Source organism: Campylobacter sp. RM12651, from assembly GCF_022369475.1.
Lineage (GTDB): Bacteria > Campylobacterota > Campylobacteria > Campylobacterales > Campylobacteraceae > Campylobacter_E.
In genome coordinates this window covers 189,973-206,793 of sequence record NZ_CP059600.1, presented here as the reverse complement: position 1 = coordinate 206,793, position 16,821 = coordinate 189,973, and the positions used below count along the sequence as shown (strand labels likewise).

The 16,821-nt window shown below is 29.9% G+C and carries 18 protein-coding genes and 1 tRNA gene; 6 read left to right on the top strand and 13 right to left on the bottom strand.

Features of this window, described 5'->3' with window-relative positions; all coding sequences use genetic code 11:
* Nucleotides 1-7: 7 nt before the first annotated feature.
* From nuoH to AVBRAN_RS00970, 8 genes are read right to left on the bottom strand one after another with little or no spacing between them, the layout of a single operon-like run.
* Nucleotides 8-1,003, bottom strand: coding sequence for an NADH-quinone oxidoreductase subunit NuoH (nuoH, locus tag AVBRAN_RS01005; RefSeq protein ID WP_214117479.1), 996 nt, complete (start codon nucleotides 1,001-1,003; stop codon nucleotides 8-10).
* Nucleotides 996-3,401 carry an NADH-quinone oxidoreductase subunit G gene (locus tag AVBRAN_RS01000; RefSeq protein ID WP_239803318.1) on the bottom strand — a complete coding sequence of 802 codons (2,406 nt, stop codon included), beginning with the start codon at nucleotides 3,399-3,401 and terminating at the stop codon, nucleotides 996-998. Before AVBRAN_RS01000 ends, nuoH begins: the two co-directional genes overlap by 8 nt.
* The gene (locus tag AVBRAN_RS00995) at nucleotides 3,391-4,038 is read right to left on the bottom strand and encodes a hypothetical protein (protein ID WP_239803317.1); all 648 of its coding nucleotides are present in this window, start codon (nucleotides 4,036-4,038) and stop codon (nucleotides 3,391-3,393) included. Before AVBRAN_RS00995 ends, AVBRAN_RS01000 begins: the two co-directional genes overlap by 11 nt.
* Nucleotides 4,035-4,262 carry an NADH-ubiquinone oxidoreductase subunit E family protein gene (locus tag AVBRAN_RS00990; protein WP_214117482.1) on the bottom strand — a complete coding sequence of 76 codons (228 nt, stop codon included), beginning with the start codon at nucleotides 4,260-4,262 and terminating at the stop codon, nucleotides 4,035-4,037. Before AVBRAN_RS00990 ends, AVBRAN_RS00995 begins: the two co-directional genes overlap by 4 nt.
* Nucleotides 4,259-5,485, bottom strand: coding sequence for an NADH dehydrogenase (quinone) subunit D (gene nuoD, locus AVBRAN_RS00985; RefSeq protein WP_214117483.1), 1,227 nt, complete (start codon nucleotides 5,483-5,485; stop codon nucleotides 4,259-4,261). Before nuoD ends, AVBRAN_RS00990 begins: the two co-directional genes overlap by 4 nt.
* Nucleotides 5,485-6,276 carry an NADH-quinone oxidoreductase subunit C gene (locus AVBRAN_RS00980; RefSeq protein ID WP_239803316.1) on the bottom strand — a complete coding sequence of 264 codons (792 nt, stop codon included), beginning with the start codon at nucleotides 6,274-6,276 and terminating at the stop codon, nucleotides 5,485-5,487. The genes nuoD and AVBRAN_RS00980 overlap by 1 nt, the downstream gene beginning before the upstream one ends.
* Entirely contained in the window at nucleotides 6,276-6,776 is a 501-nt protein-coding gene (locus AVBRAN_RS00975) for an NADH-quinone oxidoreductase subunit B (protein ID WP_214117485.1), read from the bottom strand. The genes AVBRAN_RS00980 and AVBRAN_RS00975 overlap by 1 nt, the downstream gene beginning before the upstream one ends.
* Nucleotides 6,758-7,147 carry an NAD(P)H-quinone oxidoreductase subunit 3 gene (locus AVBRAN_RS00970; RefSeq protein WP_214117486.1) on the bottom strand — a complete coding sequence of 130 codons (390 nt, stop codon included), beginning with the start codon at nucleotides 7,145-7,147 and terminating at the stop codon, nucleotides 6,758-6,760. Before AVBRAN_RS00970 ends, AVBRAN_RS00975 begins: the two co-directional genes overlap by 19 nt.
* 170 nt (nucleotides 7,148-7,317) lie before the next feature.
* Between AVBRAN_RS00970 and rpsL the strand changes: the two genes are divergently transcribed.
* The 5 genes from rpsL to AVBRAN_RS00945 all read left to right on the top strand — a co-directional run bounded on the left by rpsL (nucleotide 7,318) and on the right by AVBRAN_RS00945 (nucleotide 11,992).
* A complete protein-coding gene (gene rpsL, locus AVBRAN_RS00965) occupies nucleotides 7,318-7,725 on the top strand; it encodes a 30S ribosomal protein S12 (RefSeq protein ID WP_214117487.1) in 408 nt (135 codons plus the stop codon).
* 78 nt (nucleotides 7,726-7,803) lie between these two features.
* On the top strand, nucleotides 7,804-8,274 hold the full coding sequence (gene rpsG, locus AVBRAN_RS00960; RefSeq protein WP_214117488.1) for a 30S ribosomal protein S7: 471 nt from the start codon (nucleotides 7,804-7,806) through the stop codon (nucleotides 8,272-8,274).
* Nucleotides 8,275-8,286: 12 nt separating this feature from the next.
* On the top strand, nucleotides 8,287-10,362 hold the full coding sequence (gene fusA, locus AVBRAN_RS00955) for an elongation factor G (protein WP_214117489.1): 2,076 nt from the start codon (nucleotides 8,287-8,289) through the stop codon (nucleotides 10,360-10,362).
* Between the two features lie 58 nt (nucleotides 10,363-10,420).
* Nucleotides 10,421-10,497 (top strand) — tRNA-Arg (locus AVBRAN_RS00950).
* Between the two features lie 961 nt (nucleotides 10,498-11,458).
* Nucleotides 11,459-11,992, top strand: a complete 534-nt coding sequence (locus tag AVBRAN_RS00945; protein WP_214117490.1) for a YagU family protein — start codon at nucleotides 11,459-11,461, stop codon at nucleotides 11,990-11,992.
* A 29-nt stretch (nucleotides 11,993-12,021) separates the two neighbouring features.
* Here the strand turns inward: AVBRAN_RS00945 and AVBRAN_RS00940 are convergent, their stop codons facing one another.
* Nucleotides 12,022-12,759, bottom strand: a complete 738-nt coding sequence (locus tag AVBRAN_RS00940; protein ID WP_239803315.1) for a pyrroline-5-carboxylate reductase — start codon at nucleotides 12,757-12,759, stop codon at nucleotides 12,022-12,024.
* A complete protein-coding gene (fliW, locus tag AVBRAN_RS00935) occupies nucleotides 12,756-13,166 on the bottom strand; it encodes a flagellar assembly protein FliW (RefSeq protein WP_214117492.1) in 411 nt (136 codons plus the stop codon). The genes AVBRAN_RS00940 and fliW overlap by 4 nt, the downstream gene beginning before the upstream one ends.
* Before the next feature lie 84 nt (nucleotides 13,167-13,250).
* Here fliW and bamD point away from each other — a divergent pair, with 84 nt between their 5' ends.
* Nucleotides 13,251-13,913, top strand: coding sequence for an outer membrane protein assembly factor BamD (gene bamD, locus AVBRAN_RS00930; protein WP_214117493.1), 663 nt, complete (start codon nucleotides 13,251-13,253; stop codon nucleotides 13,911-13,913).
* A 27-nt stretch (nucleotides 13,914-13,940) separates the two neighbouring features.
* Here the strand turns inward: bamD and AVBRAN_RS00925 are convergent, their stop codons facing one another.
* The 3 genes from AVBRAN_RS00925 to AVBRAN_RS00920 are packed head-to-tail and all read right to left on the bottom strand — an operon-like array spanning nucleotide 13,941 to nucleotide 16,803.
* Nucleotides 13,941-14,603 (bottom strand): anaerobic ribonucleoside-triphosphate reductase activating protein, encoded by a 663-nt coding sequence (locus tag AVBRAN_RS00925; RefSeq protein WP_239803314.1) that lies wholly within the window; start codon nucleotides 14,601-14,603, stop codon nucleotides 13,941-13,943.
* A complete protein-coding gene (nrdD, locus tag AVBRAN_RS10985; RefSeq protein WP_214117495.1) occupies nucleotides 14,600-14,731 on the bottom strand; it encodes an anaerobic ribonucleoside-triphosphate reductase in 132 nt (43 codons plus the stop codon). Before nrdD ends, AVBRAN_RS00925 begins: the two co-directional genes overlap by 4 nt.
* Nucleotides 14,728-16,803 carry a ribonucleoside triphosphate reductase gene (locus AVBRAN_RS00920; protein WP_275591999.1) on the bottom strand — a complete coding sequence of 692 codons (2,076 nt, stop codon included), beginning with the start codon at nucleotides 16,801-16,803 and terminating at the stop codon, nucleotides 14,728-14,730. The genes nrdD and AVBRAN_RS00920 overlap by 4 nt, the downstream gene beginning before the upstream one ends.
* Between the last annotated feature and the right edge of the window lie 18 nt (nucleotides 16,804-16,821).

The following is a 16,821-nucleotide window of genomic DNA, read 5'->3' as shown; positions in this document are numbered from 1 at the left end:
ATTCTCCTTATAAAGCCAATAACGCAGTTATGATTAAATTCGCACCCGCAACAGGTAATAATATCAAATAGCTCATTCTCATAACTTGATCAGCCCTTAAATGTGGGAAAGTCCCCCTAGCCCAAAAATACCAAGAAAATACAAAGCATATTTTTAAAATCATAGCAATAGCGCCTGGTATGAAATAAAAATCGTTATATCCACCTAAAAATAATAAAGTAATCAAAATTGAGCCTAAAATCATACTAGCGTATTCACCTATAAAAAACATTCCCCAGCGAAGACCACTATATTCAGTGCCATAACCTGCAACCAATTCAGGGTCGTTTTCTGCTAGACATAAAGGAGTTCTGTTTGTTTCAATAAAAATTGCTATTGTAAATAAAACAAATGCAATTGGTTGTTTAAATACTAACCAAGATAAAATTCCACCTTCTTGATAAGCGTTAATATCAACTAAGCTCATAGAACCAGTTAATAAAACAACAGCTAATAAGCAAAGACCACTAACGCCTTCATAAGATATGATAGTAACAAGCCCCCTAGCACCACCTATTAAAGGATATTTACTAGAACTTGACATACCACCTAAAAATATAGCATAAGCACAAAGTGATGAGCATCCAGCAATGTATAAAACTGCTATATTTACATCAGCAATAATTGGTTTTATCGTATGCCCAAATAATGTAAATTCAGGAAAAATCGGCACAGCAGCAAAAGCCATAAAAGCACAAATTGCTGATACTAAAGGAGCTACTTTAAATACTTTACTATTTGTCATATATGGGATTAAATCTTCTTTTGTAAATAATTTAATCATATCAGGAACAATTTGTAAAACACCAGCAGGTCCTACCATATCAGGCCCAAGTCTTCTATGAACATAACCTAAAACCTTTCTTTCTAAATAAGTTGCAAATCCAGCTAATGAAGCAAAAATTGCAATTACTAAAAGACATTTAATCAGCGTAACGATTATAAAAAACATAGTCTCACTCATAGCTAATTTCCTTTATATTTAACGCATAGTAGCGTCTTGTTTTAAAGAATTTATAAGGATTAATCTTATCATCAAAAGTAGGTAAATAAGCACCATTTTCAATATTCTTATCTAAAACTACTTTTATAATAATTTCATCTTTATCATCATAAATCTTAACCATAGAATTTTCTTTTAAATTATGTTTAGCTAGATAATCTTTACTTGCGTAAAGTGAAGCACATTCGTTAAAAAAGCTTGATTTATTAGTATATTTTGATAGATTTCCAATTGGGTTTGCAAGTATTACAATATCATCTTTTTTACATTCGCAAGTTGATTTTATATTTTGTGGAATTTGATTATCTTGTTTTAAATTCTTTACAAACTCACAAGTATCAATTAAATACCCACGATGATTATTTCCTGCATTATCATAATGATTTGTCAAATCATCAAAAGCAATATTTAAAAAGCCTTTATCTTTAGGTAATTGCTCTGTATATTCAATCGTATAAAGTGCATCTAATCCAAGAGCATTTGCTAAATCATTTAAATAATATCCTTTAAATTTAAGTGCAGCATTCGTAGGAACAAGCCTTTTATCATAATTTACAAATGTTCCTTCTTGCTCAAGTAGATTTGAACTAGCAAGATTATTATGCTCATCATTTGAAAATGAGAAATCTCCACGCTCATTATATCCTAGAGTAAAACCATCACTAGCTTTACTTAATTTACACAATAAACTTACACCTAAAGTATTAGTGCGTGGTGGGATTAACATAACTTTAAAATCAGTTAATTTTTGAATATTTGCAAGTAAATACGCTAAATATTTTGCATTTTCATGGTAAAAATAATCATTTCCGATAATTAAAGTAAAATTAGCTTTTTTAAGTAATAAATCTTTTAATTTATCTTCATCAAATCCTAATTCTTTAGCTAGGCTTGATTTTTTGATTGTTTCTTGCTTTTTCTCTTTAATCTCATTGCCTTCAGCATCTTTACTTTTAACTTCTACTTCAATTTGTTCTTCATAAAAAGCGTCTTTGATATATGCTAAATTCTGCGGCAAGTCTTTTGCAAAATATTGTAAAATAAATTCTAAAACTTGAGCTTCTTTACCATAATCACAATTTACACTTACGAAATTCTTAGCAATTTTTGAAAATTTTGTATCTTTAATAGGATGAAAATAAAGCCCAGCACCCTTATTCATAACAATTGCATTATTTACTTTATAAGATAAAGTAGGATTATCGTGTCTTAAAAAACTTCCTGCAATTACGATAAAATCAGATTTTTTAACATCATCACTACTTGCATTATAAAAACTACCTGAATGAGCGCAAAAAGTCTTTAAGAAATCTTGAAAACATAAAGCTTCATTATTTACTAAATTAAAGCCATATTTTTGTCTAAGTAATTCTAAAATATATGCTTCTTCATTTGTTATATAGCTATTAAATTTCACATTTTTAATTTTATTATCTTTAAACAACGATACTAAGCGATTAAACTCTACTTCATCTTTACCTTTACAATCACTTGCTATATCATAAGCAAATCTTGCAGCCTTATTTAAAGTAGTAAAATGAAAATCATTTGAAACTCTATAAACCATCTTAGTATTATCTTTAATACTTCTTTGTTTAACATCATAATACATAAGCTCACAATCACTACTATGTGGATTACTAGCAGGTATGCGAGTAAGTTCCCAAGCATTTGAGCGATATTGAAAATTCTTATTAATAATTGCACCAGTCGGACAAACACTAACACACTCAGCACATTCTTGACAATCTAAAGTTGTTCCATTTTGTGGAGCTATTAGTGATTTTTGAAATTTTGTCCAAACTGCATAAGCATCTTTACTCATAGTATCTTTAAAATCTTTATCAGGCGCATCTCCACCACGAGCTATAGTTTTTAACTCACTATCTCCGATTTTGTCCTTACATACGGTAATACATCTTTCACAAACTATACAAAGACTTGGGTCATATTGTAAAGCACCCCAATCTTGATGTCTTCTATCTATTTCTTTTATCCAATGATTTTGAGTATCTACTTGTGCTTTATGCGTAAAATTCTGTAATTCACATTCTCCACTTTTATCACAAACTCCACATTGTAATGGGTGATTTATGCAATAAGTTTGCATAATAGCATTTCTTTCGTCCCATAATTCTTTAGTATTGCTTAATACCTGCATTCCATCTTTTACTTTAGTATTACAAGCGTATGAGCGTTTGCCATCAATTTCAACCATACACATTCTACAAGCTAAAGTTGGGCTGCAATCATTTAAATAGCAAATTGCAGGTATGAAAATATCATTAGCACGAGCAACTTGTAAAACATAATCGCCATCATTAGCTAAGCATTCTTTACCATTAATGTTAATTTTCATTGCTTACTCCTTTAACCACACAAGGACTAAACGCATAAGCATTATCTTTTTTACTTAATGCAAATAATCCTTTTAAACTATTATCAATTTTTACTTTCTTTTTTAATATTTTAGTTTTTGTTTTAATTTCTACTAAATCAAATTCTTTAATTCTTGCAAGATTTGCAAAAGCTGGACTTACTATAAAATCATCATTATCTAAACATTCATATAAAATAAGCCCATTATTATCATCTAATTCAACCAACTCAACATCTTTTAATTCATAATCAAACATAAGTTTTAAATCAAAATGTTTAGCCAATTTACTTGCAAAATAATATATATTTTTGTCTTTATGATAAAGCAAATTACTATCTAATAAAATTAAATCAGCACTCTTTAAAAATTCTAAAATCTCACTAGCTTCTTCTTCTCCAAAACAACTCTCAGCACTAAGTTCGCCTATATCAAATTCGCTTAAATCAAGCATAGTGCAAAACAATGCTAAAACATAGCTTTCGGTTCCTAGTTCGCATTTATAAAATTTTTGTTTTAATCTCTCATCGTAAAAACTACCGATATTTACTATTTCATCTTGGCTAAAATGACTTAAGACTTCTTTACTTGCATAATTTAAGAAGCTTAATATTTTCATTTTGCTTCCTTTTTAATAACTATAGTCCAATCACTTTGATTAAATTTAAGTGAGTTCATCATCTTACAATTATTATTAGCTACAAATTCATAAGATTTATCAATATTAGAAAAATCTCCGATTTCAAATAAAACAACCAAAACTTCATTAGCTTTAGCATTATCAATATGAGTTTTTAAATCAGCAAATAAATCTTTACTTTTTCTAAGGTCAATTCTTCTCATCTATCAATCTCCCCTAAAACAATATTTGTTGAACCCATAATAGCCACAACATCAGCCACATAAGTTCCAACCAAAAGCTCTTCATAAAACGAACAATGCCAAAAACTAGGAGTTCTAGCTTTAAGACGATAAGGTCTAGTTGAACCATCACTTTTAATAAAATATCCAAGCTCTCCTTTAGGACTTTCTGTTGGCACATATACATCTCCAACAGGTGGGCGAAGACCTTGAGTAACTAATACGAAATGCTGCATTAAAGAATAATTTTGAGTCATAATTTGTTCTTTACTTGCACTTACAAATTCTTTATTGTTGCAAATTAATTCAGGAGAACTCTCTCTATACATAGGCACTAATTGTCTAAGTATTTTTACACTCTCACGAAACTCTTGCATATAGCATTTATATCTTGCGTAAGTATCTCCTTGGTTTGCAAAAGGAACACCAAATTGAACTTCATTATAAAGTAAATATGGCTCTTCTTTTCTAATATCCCATTCAATTCCACTTCCACGAAGCATTACGCCGCTACAACCCCAGCTTAATGCTTGTTCTTTTGTAACAACCCCAACGCCTTCTGTTCTAAGACGCCAAATTCTATTATCATCAAGTAATGTTTCATAATCTTTTACATCGTTTAGGAATTTATCACAAAATGCTAATAATTCTTGAGTGAAATTAGCTGGTAAATCAAGCATTGCACCACCTATTCTCATAGATGAATGTGTAAGTCTTGCACCACAATATTTTTCTATTAAATCCATAACATATTCACGCTCTCTAAAGCAATATAAAAATACAGTCATTGCTCCAATATCAAGTGCGTGAGTTGCAAGCCATAATAAATGACTAGCAAGTCTATTTAATTCTAATAACATCATTCTAATGATTTGAGCTCTTCTAGGAATTTCTAAACCACAAAGCTTCTCAACAGCTGCTACATAAGCATAGTTATTTGCACTTGCTGCTACATAATCCATTCTATCAGTAGTTGGAATAAATTCTTGATAAATCATATTTTCAGCCATTTTTTCCATACCACGATGCATATAACCAATCATTGGAGTGCATTTAACTACTTTTTCCCCATCAAGCTCTAACACTAATCTTAAGTTTCCGTGTGAGCTTGGGTGCTGAGGACCAAGATTTATAATCATTCTGCCATCTTCTTTACTAAAGGCTACATTTTCATAATAAGGTTTTAACTTTGATGGTATTTGCATTATCTTCTTCCTTCTATGAATTTTGAATCAGCACGCTTAACTTTCTTAACAAACATTACGCCTTCATCTTCTTGATATTCTTGTTTATAAGCAATACTAATAGGCTCAGCTCCTTTTGGAACTTCGTGATAAATTCTAGAAAAATTATTTGTATCATTACAATCAACTCTTCCTGAATCACGATTTTCAGGCCCTACAACTTCACGATATTCCTTACCAAAAATTCTATCTATTTCATACCATTTGGCAAATTCATCTCCTTCTAAAGGATAAGATTTTTTAAGTGGATAATCAAACCAATCATCAGGCATTAATAGTCTTTTTAAGTTAGGGTGATTAATAAAATTTACACCCAACATATCATAAGCTTCTCTTTCAGACCAATTTAAACCCTTAAATACACAAACTCCACTCTCGATAGCTTCATCTGCCTTACAGGTTGTAACTATTCTAAGCCTTTGTTTTTTATTCATATTTAATAAAAGATATTGAACTTCATAAGAATTATCTTTAGCCAAATAATCAGAACAAATCAATTCAGTAAAAGTTGTAAAACCTAAATCTTTAGCCTTTCTTAAAGCCTTTAAATTATCTTCTTTATTGATTATAAAAACTGCAATATCAAGCTCAATAAAAGAATTTAAAACAGAAAAATTATTATTAAACTCATCAAATAAATATTCAAATTCACTACCTTTTATATCAATTTTAGTAGTTTGTGGTGCGTGATAAAATCTATCTTTGTAGTAGTCTTGCTTTTGCGCATTAATCTTGTCTTTATATTCTCTCATTACACCAACCTTTTTGCTGCTATTTTTTTAGATATTTTTTCTTTTCTAATTTTCTTTTGAAGTATCATTAAAGCAAATTGAAAACTTTCAGGGCGTGGAGCACAACCAGGAACATAAATATCAACAGGAACTATCCTATCAACACCTTGAACCGTTGAATAAGTATTAAACATACCACCAGTGTTTGCACAACTACCAACAGATATAACCCACTTTGGATCAGGCATCATATCGTATAATCTTCTTGTAAATTCTGCATGTTTTTTACTAAGAGTTCCAGCTACAAGCATTACATCGCTATGTCTTGGACTTGCTCTAAAAATAGTTCCAAATCTATCAAAATCATACCTTGAACCACCACCAGCCATCATCTCAATAGCACAACAAGCAAGACCATAAGAAAATGCCCATAAAGAGTTACTTTGACCCCAACCAACTAACTTATCTACCGAAGTTAAAGCTATTGGCATTCCATTTGTGTTTAATTGATGCTCTGCCATTGTAACGCTCCTTTTTTATACGCATAGATAAAACCAACTAAAAGTAAAACAAAAAAACAAACCATTTCAATCAATGCAAAAAGTCCTAATTGCTTATACATTAAAGCCCAAGGATACATAAAAACAACTTCTATATCAAACAAGATAAAAATTAAAGCAAAAATAAAAAATTGTGAATTTATTTTAACTGCTTGTTTTTGCGGTAAAGGTCCGCACTCATAAGGTCCTAAGCCTAATTTTTTTCTATTTTTTCTAGCTAAAGAATTTCCTATTGTTTTTGCTAAAAAAACTAGTCCAAAAAATAAGCCTGTAGCAATAACTAACATTGCTAAAATGCCGAAATACTGAATATCCACATCTGAACTAGACATTTTAATTCCTTTCAAAATTTTTTTGGATTTACTAAAAAATAATTCGTAAATGATAGTGAAAAAAACTTAATTATTTCTTGTTCTCAATTAAGGTTAAAAGTATTAAAACTTTTTTAAGAAAAATATTATATAATCACGACTTTTTAATAAATTTTTTGAAAGGATGAAACGTGCCTACCATAAATCAATTGGTTAGAAAAGAACGCAAAAAAGTGATTGTTAAATCAAAATCACCAGCGTTAAAAGATTGCCCACAAAGACGTGGCGTTTGTACAAGAGTTTATACTACAACTCCTAAAAAACCTAACTCAGCGTTAAGAAAAGTTGCAAAAGTTAGATTAACAACAGGATTTGAAGTTATTAGTTATATTGGTGGTGAAGGACACAACCTACAAGAACACAGCATCGTTTTAGTGCGTGGCGGAAGGGTTAAAGACTTACCAGGTGTTAAGTATCACATCGTTCGTGGTGCTTTAGATACTGCAGGTGTTGCAAAGAGAACAGTTTCAAGATCAAAATATGGAACAAAAAGACCAAAGCCAGGTCAAGCAGCAGCTCCTACAAAAGGCAAAAAATAAAAACGAGTTTCACAGATTTGCAGCTTAGATATGCGGCATAATTTGAGTAAATTATAATTTAAAGTTGAAGAGGAAAAAATGAGAAGAAGAAGAGCACAAGTTAGAGAAGTTCTAGCTGATCCTATTTATGGTAGTAAAGTAATTACAAAATTTATTAATTCATTAATGTATGATGGTAAAAAATCTGTTGCTACTGAAATTTTATATGGTGCGATTGATTTAATATCGTCTAAAAATAGCGAAGTTAAAGGTATAGATATATTTAATGATGCTATTGAAAATGTAAAACCTGTTTTAGAAATTAAAGCACGCCGTGTTGGTGGTGCAACTTATCAAGTTCCTGTTGAAGTTCGCCCTGTTCGCCAACAAGCGCTAGCAATTCGCTGGATTATTCTAAACGCTAGAAAAAGAAGCGAAAGAACAATGATTGAAAAATTAGCAGGTGAGTTAATGGATGCAGCAAATAGCAAAGGTGCAGCATTCAAGAAAAAAGAAGATACTTACAAAATGGCAGAAGCGAACAAAGCATTTGCACATTATAGATGGTAAAAAGGAGTTAAAATGGCAAGACAAACTCCTTTATCTCGTGTTAGAAATATTGGTATTGCTGCGCACATTGACGCAGGAAAAACTACAACATCAGAAAGAATTTTATTCTTTACTGGTATGAGTCATAAAATTGGTGAAACTCACGAAGGTACAGCTACAATGGACTGGATGGAGCAAGAAAAAGAGCGTGGTATTACAATTACTTCAGCTGCTACAACTTGCTTTTGGAAAGACCACCAAATCAACCTAATTGACACCCCAGGCCACGTTGACTTTACTATTGAAGTTGAGCGTTCAATGAGGGTTTTAGATGGTGCTGTATCAGTATTTTGCTCTGTTGGTGGAGTTCAACCACAAAGTGAAACCGTATGGAGACAAGCAAATAAATATCATGTTCCAAGAATAGTATTCGTAAATAAAATGGATAGAGTTGGAGCAAATTTTTATAATGTTGAAGCACAAATTAAAAATCGTTTAAAAGCTAATCCAGTTCCAATTCAAATTCCAATTGGTGCTGAAGACACATTCCGTGGTGTAGTTGATTTAGTAAAAATGGTTGCTTATGTTTGGGATGATGATAAAAAACCAACAGATTATACAGAAATTGAAATTCCAGCTGACTTAAAAGAAAAAGCTGAAGAATATAGAACAAAATTAGTAGAAGCAGTTGCTGAAACTAGTGAAGAACTAATGGATAAATACCTAGGTGGAGAAGAATTAACAAACGATGAAATCTACAAAGGTATCAAAAAAGGTTGCCTTGATTTATCAATTATTCCTATGTGCTGCGGAACTGCATTCAAAAACAAAGGTGTTCAACCACTACTAGATGCTGTTGTAAAATACTTACCAGCTCCTGATGAAGTTGCAGATATTCGTGGTCAATATGAAGACGGCACAGAAACAAGTGTTAAATCAACTGATGATGGCGAATTTGCAGGATTAGCATTCAAAATTATGACTGACCCATTCGTTGGACAGCTTACTTTCGTTCGTGTTTATCGTGGAAAACTTGAAAGTGGTAGTTATGCTTACAATGCAACAAAAGATAAAAAAGAAAGAATTGGTCGTTTATTAAAAATGCACTCAAACAAGCGTGAGGAAATTAAAGAACTTTATGCTGGAGAAATTGGTGCTATCGTAGGCCTAAAAGATACACTAACAGGTGATACTTTAGCAAGTGAAAAAGATAAAGTAATTTTAGAAAAAATGGATTTCCCTGATCCTGTTATTAGTGTTGCAGTTGAACCAAAAACTAAAGCTGACCAAGAAAAAATGGGTATCGCACTTAATAAACTTGCACAAGAAGACCCAAGCTTTAGAGTTTCAACTGATGAAGAAAGCGGACAAACTATTATTTCAGGTATGGGTGAATTACACCTTGAAATTATCGTAGATAGAATGCTTAGAGAATTTAAAGTTGATGCTGAAGTAGGTAAGCCACAAGTTGCTTATCGTGAAACAATCCGCCAAAGCGTTGAGCAAGAATACAAATATGCAAAACAATCTGGTGGTCGTGGTCAATATGGACATGTATTCTTACGCCTTGAGCCACTTGAGCCAGGTAAAGGATACGAATTCGTTAATGATATTAAAGGTGGGGTTGTTCCAAAAGAATATATTCCTGCAGTTGATAAAGGTATTCAAGAAGCATTACAAAATGGTGTTTTAGCTGGATATCCTGTAGAAGACGTAAAAGTTACACTATTTGATGGAAGTTATCACGAAGTTGATTCAAGCGAAATGGCATTTAAATTAGCTGCTTCAATGGGCTTTAAAGAAGGTGCTAGAAAAGCTGGTGCTGTAATACTTGAACCTATTATGAAAGTTGAAGTTGAAACACCTGAAGATTATATGGGTGATGTAATTGGAGATTTAAATAAACGCCGTGGTCAAGTAAATAGTATGGATGAGCGTGGTGGAAATAAAATCATCGCAGCATTCTGCCCACTTGCTGAAATGTTTGGATATTCAACTGACTTAAGAAGCCAAACACAAGGTCGTGCTACATATTCAATGGAATTTGACCACTATAGTGAAGTTCCAAGAAATGTTTCTGAAGAAATCATCAAAAAAAGAAATATGTAATATCTAAACTAGGGATTTTAATCCCTAGTTCTTCAAAAAATAATAATCAAATCTTTTAGTCCTCATAGCTCAGCTGGATAGAGCGTAGAATTCCTAATTCTAAGGCCACAGGTTCAAATCCTGTTGGGGACACCACTTAATATTTATTTGAAAATATATTTAAGCTTCTAAAGTATTTTTTATAATTATTATATATTTTTATCTTTACTTATAAAAACATATAATAAGACTTAAAATATTTAAAAAATTACTAAGAAATAATCATAAATAAATAGCGAGTGATAAAGCATAAAATATAAAAGGCACAAAGAAAGCGTTTCTGCTATATTTATGTGAGAACAAACTATAACCAATCTAATAATTTAACTAAATGTATAAGTGATTTTGCATTCTCTTTATTAACTACTATTAAAAAATTCTCTTAATATTTTAAATATTAATTCTTATATATTAAATCGTATTTTTAAGCACTAATTTTAAGCTTAATATATTGATTTGTATACTAAAATTGCAAATGCTAATGCAGTATAATTTATGTATTTTAATTCTAAAATGTTTAAATATGTCATTTCCAATTAACTAAACTTGCAATTATCAATAATCTTAAATATTCACGGATAAGACTATGATTATTAAATGTAACCAAGATAGAGAAAATAATATTGTAATTATTAGCATATAAATTAAAGCTTTATACCATAAGTTTAAATAAATATAAGAGTAATTGCAACACTTGAAATAAAAAAGCCTTTATTACCAATAAAAAGCATATATTATAAATTTAATACTACAAACCTTATCATTATTTTATAAATACTATCACTATACTTTTCTAATTTATAACATATACTTAAAATAATTATCTATATATTATTTATAAATAATTTAAAATAATACTTTTAAAATTTTATAAAATAATATATAAAAAATATATATTTGTTTAAATTAATAGTATGAAAAACAATATTAATTTATTCAAATAAAATTAATAATTTAGGTAATTAATTAATAAATATTATTAAAAGATAATATATTTTATTTAATTATTAATATTAGTTAGTATAATTCAGTTTTAATTTATTTTTAAGGAGATTTTATGACTTTTACAAAACCTAGCGATAGGCGTTTGGCTTTATCTTTTTGGATTGGAATTCTAGCTGGAATATTCGGTGCTATTGTTAAATGGGGCTGGGAAGTGCCATTTCCACCAAGAAATCCTAATTTTGTTTGGCCTCTTGATGCATTAGAAAGAACAACTCCACCTAAAATATTTTTAGAACAAATTGGTATGCCTACTGATTTTACTTATATGTTTTCAGGTATGGATATGCCTTTATCAATTTTCATTGTTCATGTTGGATTTTCAATTGTATTTGGTGTTATGTATTGTATGATTGCAGAAATTTGGCCTCGTATTAAAATGTGGCAAGGTGCTGTATTTGGATTCTTCGTATATTTATTCGCGCATGTAATTGTAATGCCTTTAATAGCACAAGTTCCACCTTTATCACAAATTCCATTTGATGAACATTTATCAGAAATATTTGGACATATTGTATGGCTATGGGGAATGGAAATAGTAAGAAGAGATATAAGAAATAGAATTACAAAATCACCTGATATTGAATAAGCTTTACACACCTTTTTTAGGTGTGTAAATTAATTTTTATTTGCACTAGCTTTTATAGCTTTTATAAAAGCACTTCTAACAGCTTCATCTTCTAAAACATTAACACCTTTTATACTAACTCCAGCTGGAGAGCATACACCTTCTTTAATTAATGCTGGATGATTATTAGCAATTAAACTCTCAAAACTAGCAAATAATGATTTTACCAACTCATAAGATTTATCGTTTTTAAGCCCTATACTAACTCCACCATTAGCTAAAGCTTCAGCAACTAACGCTAAAAACGCAGGGGCACAACCATTAATGGCCATAGCTAAATTAAGCTCATTTTCATTCTCACATTCTATTGCTACCCCAAAACCTTTAATAATATTTAAAGCTAAATCAAAATATTTATGAGTTTTATCTCCTACATAAGTAGTGCAAGATTTATTGTATTCAGCAGCAATATTTGGCATAATTTTTAAATAATATTCAGATGCAATTACTTTTAAACTATCAATACTAATTCCTGCTAAAGGACTAATGATAATTTTTGCAGTTTTACCTAAAAATTTTTTACTAACTTCATCTAAATTATATGGCTTAAAGCATAAAATACAAATCTTATTAGTAATATCAAATTCTTCATAAGAAATACAATTTTTAACACCTACATTTAATTTATTTCTTACTACAAAAACCACATTAAAATTTGAATTTTCTAATCCTTTAGCAATAGCTTTCGCCATTTTGCCATTGCCAAGGATATAAATATTTTCATTCATTGCTTTAGTTCATTCATATTTTGTTGTAAGAAATTTTTAATCTTTTCTGTTGGATGATAGAATGGATATTGAGTTGGGTCTAAAATAATTTGTGCCATAGTGTTATTATCGTGGTTTAAAATCACCGGAGCTAACATATTTATAGTAGATTCTTCAACGCTTTTATTTAAAATCAAAATATTATAAATTTCAATATTTGAACTAGCTGTAACTTCAAGTAAAGCTTTGTAAGAAAGTGGCATATCAAATTCGTATTCTTTACAAATAGCATAAGGATTTAGCATAGTAAATGTAAAACCTCTACCATCAACACTCTTTAATCTCGCGAAACAATCATACATTTTTTCTAACTCTACTTTTGTAGTATCTTCAAAACCTAATATAGGAAACTTAACTTCAAATATCATTATTTCTCCTTTAAAAAAAATATCCTAAGTATATAATAAATATTTAACATTAGAACTTATAATCGCCTTTTTAAAGGAAAATAAATGAAAAAACTTAATATTTTTTTACTAATTTTAACGATATTTTTTAGCGCTTGTGCTAGCAATAAAAAAGATATGTTTGATGATTATAATTTAAGCGATAGTGCTTGGTTAGAAAAAATCATTGAAAGTGTAAAAAAGAATGATTTAGAAAAGGCAGATAGTGATTATATATCTTTGTATAGCGAGCATATAAATAGCCCACTTTTAGCAAGTGCTATGTTAATTCTATCACAAGCACACGCAAATGAACACGAATATTTGTTAGCAAATTATTACATAGATGAATATATAAAGCTATATGGTAATAGCCAAAATTACGAATGGCTAAATTATCTTAAAATTAGAAATAATTTTTATGCTTTTTCATTGCCTAATAGAAATCAATATTTGCTTTTAGACTCAATTAAAGATGCTGATATTTTCTTATCTACTTATAAAAATTCAAAATATACGCCTTTAGTAAATAGTATTAAGACTAAATTAAATCTTACTCAAATTATGCTAGATACTGATATTAGGAATTTATATAGAAGAATGGGACATGATATAAGCGAAGAAATCTATGATAAAAAGATTAAAGATAGTGATTTAAACGATATTAAATATATAAAACCAAGACTTCCTTGGTATAGAAGATTATTTGAAAGCAGCTACGCACTTTGATTTAGGAATTTAATTCCTAAATTTTATTTAATTAAAATTCCTTAACATAAAATCATCATTAAGTCTATTAAAATCAATCGTTTTAATGCTTTGCTTTAGATTAGCAATATTTGGCACTTCTAAAAATTTTTGTAAATAATATTTATTTTTATAACCCTTTTTTCTTAAATACTCATTCATCTTAAGCACTTCATCAACGCTAAGTAAGTCAAAATGCCAAGTAGTTCTTATTTCAAATTCTGCTTTAAAATCTAGCAAAATATCTAAAGTCTTATCAAACTCATCAAAATAATCAAGCCCCGTAAGAGCTTTTAGTTTCTCTTTAGGGGCTTTAAAATCAATAGCAAAATAATTTGCTAAATCATTTTCTAAAATATTTTTAATTACCTTAGGATTTGAGCCATTACTATCAATTTTGATTAAATAGCCTAAGCTTTTTGCTAATTTTATATAATCTAATAAATTAGCAGAATTAGTACATTCTCCACCACTAAAAACAACCCCATCAACTAAACATACCCTACTTTCTAAAAAGCTTTTTAATTGATTTTTACTTACATTAGAAAAACCATTTATAATATGCTCGTTATAGCAATATTTACACCTTAAATTACAACCTGCAATCCACACTATGCAAGAGATATAATTAGGATAATCAATCACACTAAAAGGGGTAATATCATAAATCATTTGATAACAAACATTTTCCTTTCTTTATGTTCGCCTTTTTTGCCTAGATTAAAGCTTTCTACGGGTCTGTGATAACCCATTACTCTAGTATAAACCATACATTTTGTTCTTTTTTCGTTATTTTTCATTCTTTCTCCTTTAACAATTCATCACATTTAGGGCAATACTCATGCTCTCCTGCAATATATCCATGTATTGGACATACGCTAAAAACAGGCGTTATCGTAAAATATGGCAAACGATAATTATTCGCTATTTTTTGAACCAATCTTTTACAAATTTCTTTGTTTTCTAATCTTTCTTTCATATAAAGATGAAGAACGGTTCCACCCGTATAAGCACACTGCAAATCATCTTGCATATTGAGTGCAAAAAATGGATCATCAGTGTAATTTACAGGTAGTTGTGTGCTATTTGTATAATAAATCTCATCGCCATTTCCTGCTTGGATAATATCTTTAAATCTTTTTTTATCTTCTTTAGCAAAACGATAGGTCGTCCCTTCTGCTGGAGTGGCTTCAAGATTATATAAATTACCTGTTTCTTCTTGAAATTGCTTAATTTTTTCTCTAATATAATTTACTAATTTAATGCAAAAATCTTTTCCTATTTCTGAACTTATATCATAAGCATCATTGCTAAAATTCCTAAGCATTTCATTAGCCCCATTTATCCCTATAGTTGAAAAATGATTATTAAAACTTGGCAAATACCTTTTAGTATAAGGATAAAGCCCCCTATCATACATTTTTTGAATGAAAGCTCTTTTTAATTCAAGACTATCACGGGCTAAAATTAATAGCTCATCTAAGCGTTTATAAAGACCCTTTTCATCTGCTTTATACAAATACCCCAAACGAGCTAGATTAATAGTAACTACGCCAATACTTCCTGTCATTTCAGCACTTCCAAAAAGCCCACCGCCACGCTTTAACAATTCTCTTAAATCAAGCTGAAGCCTACAACACATAGAGCGAACCGCATTTGGTTTATAAGCATTTTCATCTTCTACTTTATTGCCAAACTCATCTAATTTATATTGTGAACCTAAGAAATTTTGAAAATATGATGAGCCCATTTTTGCTGTATTTTCAAAAATCGCATCGGCTACTTCGCTATTCCAATCAAATTCTTCAGTAAGATTTATAGTAGGTATTGGAAAGGTAAAGGGCTGATGGTTTTTATCGCCTTCGCTTAAAACTTCATAAAATATCCTAACAATTCTTTGCATTTCTTCTTCAAAATCACCATAAGTTAGCTCTTCTAGTGAGTTTTTGCCACGCATTTTTGCCTTTTGTTCTAACTCATCATCTTTTATGCCCTTAAAAAAATGAATATCATTAGTGGTTGGAAATTGATTTTTTAAATCTTGAGGACAAACTATGTCTAAAGTAATATTAGTAAATGGACTTTGTCCCCAACGAGCAGGGACATTTAGGTTATAAACAAAACTTATTAAAGCCTTTTTAATCTCTAAATCACTCAATTTATCTTTAAAAACATAAGGAGCAAGATAAGTATCAAAACTTGAAAACGCTTGAGCTCCAGCCCATTCGCTTTGTAAAATACCCAAAAAATTAGCCATTTGCCCTAAAGCTTCTTTAAAATGCCTAGGGGCTTTGCTTTCAACCCTACTTCTTACCCCATTAAATCCTTCATTTAATAATACTCTTAAACTCCAACCCGCACAATATCCACTAAGACAATCTAAATCGTGTATATGAAAATCAGCATTCCTATGTGCTAAGCCCATTTCATCACTATAGACATTATCTAGCCAATAATTTGCAATGACTTTTCCTGCAGTATTATTTATAAGTCCTGCGTGAGAATAGCCTGTGTTTGAATTAGCATTAATTCTCCAATCGCTTTTGTTTATATATTCGCTTATTGTATTTGAGCAGTTAATATAAGTGCCATATTCTAAGTCTTTTTCACGACGAAGTTTTCTAGTGTGTCTATAAAGCATAAAGCTTTTCAATACTTCAAATTCTTTTTCATTAAATAGTGTTTTTTCAATTTTATCTTGTATTTCTTCAACGCTTACTAAGTCTTTGTTTTCACACTCTTTAATAACTAAAGATATTAAAGAATTTGAAGCTTCTTTATTACAACTTGCATAAGCTTTTTTGATAGCATTTTCTATCTTATAAGGTTTAAAAACTTCTTTTAATCCATTTCTTTTAAGTATCATTTTGATTGTCCTTTTTATAATGAA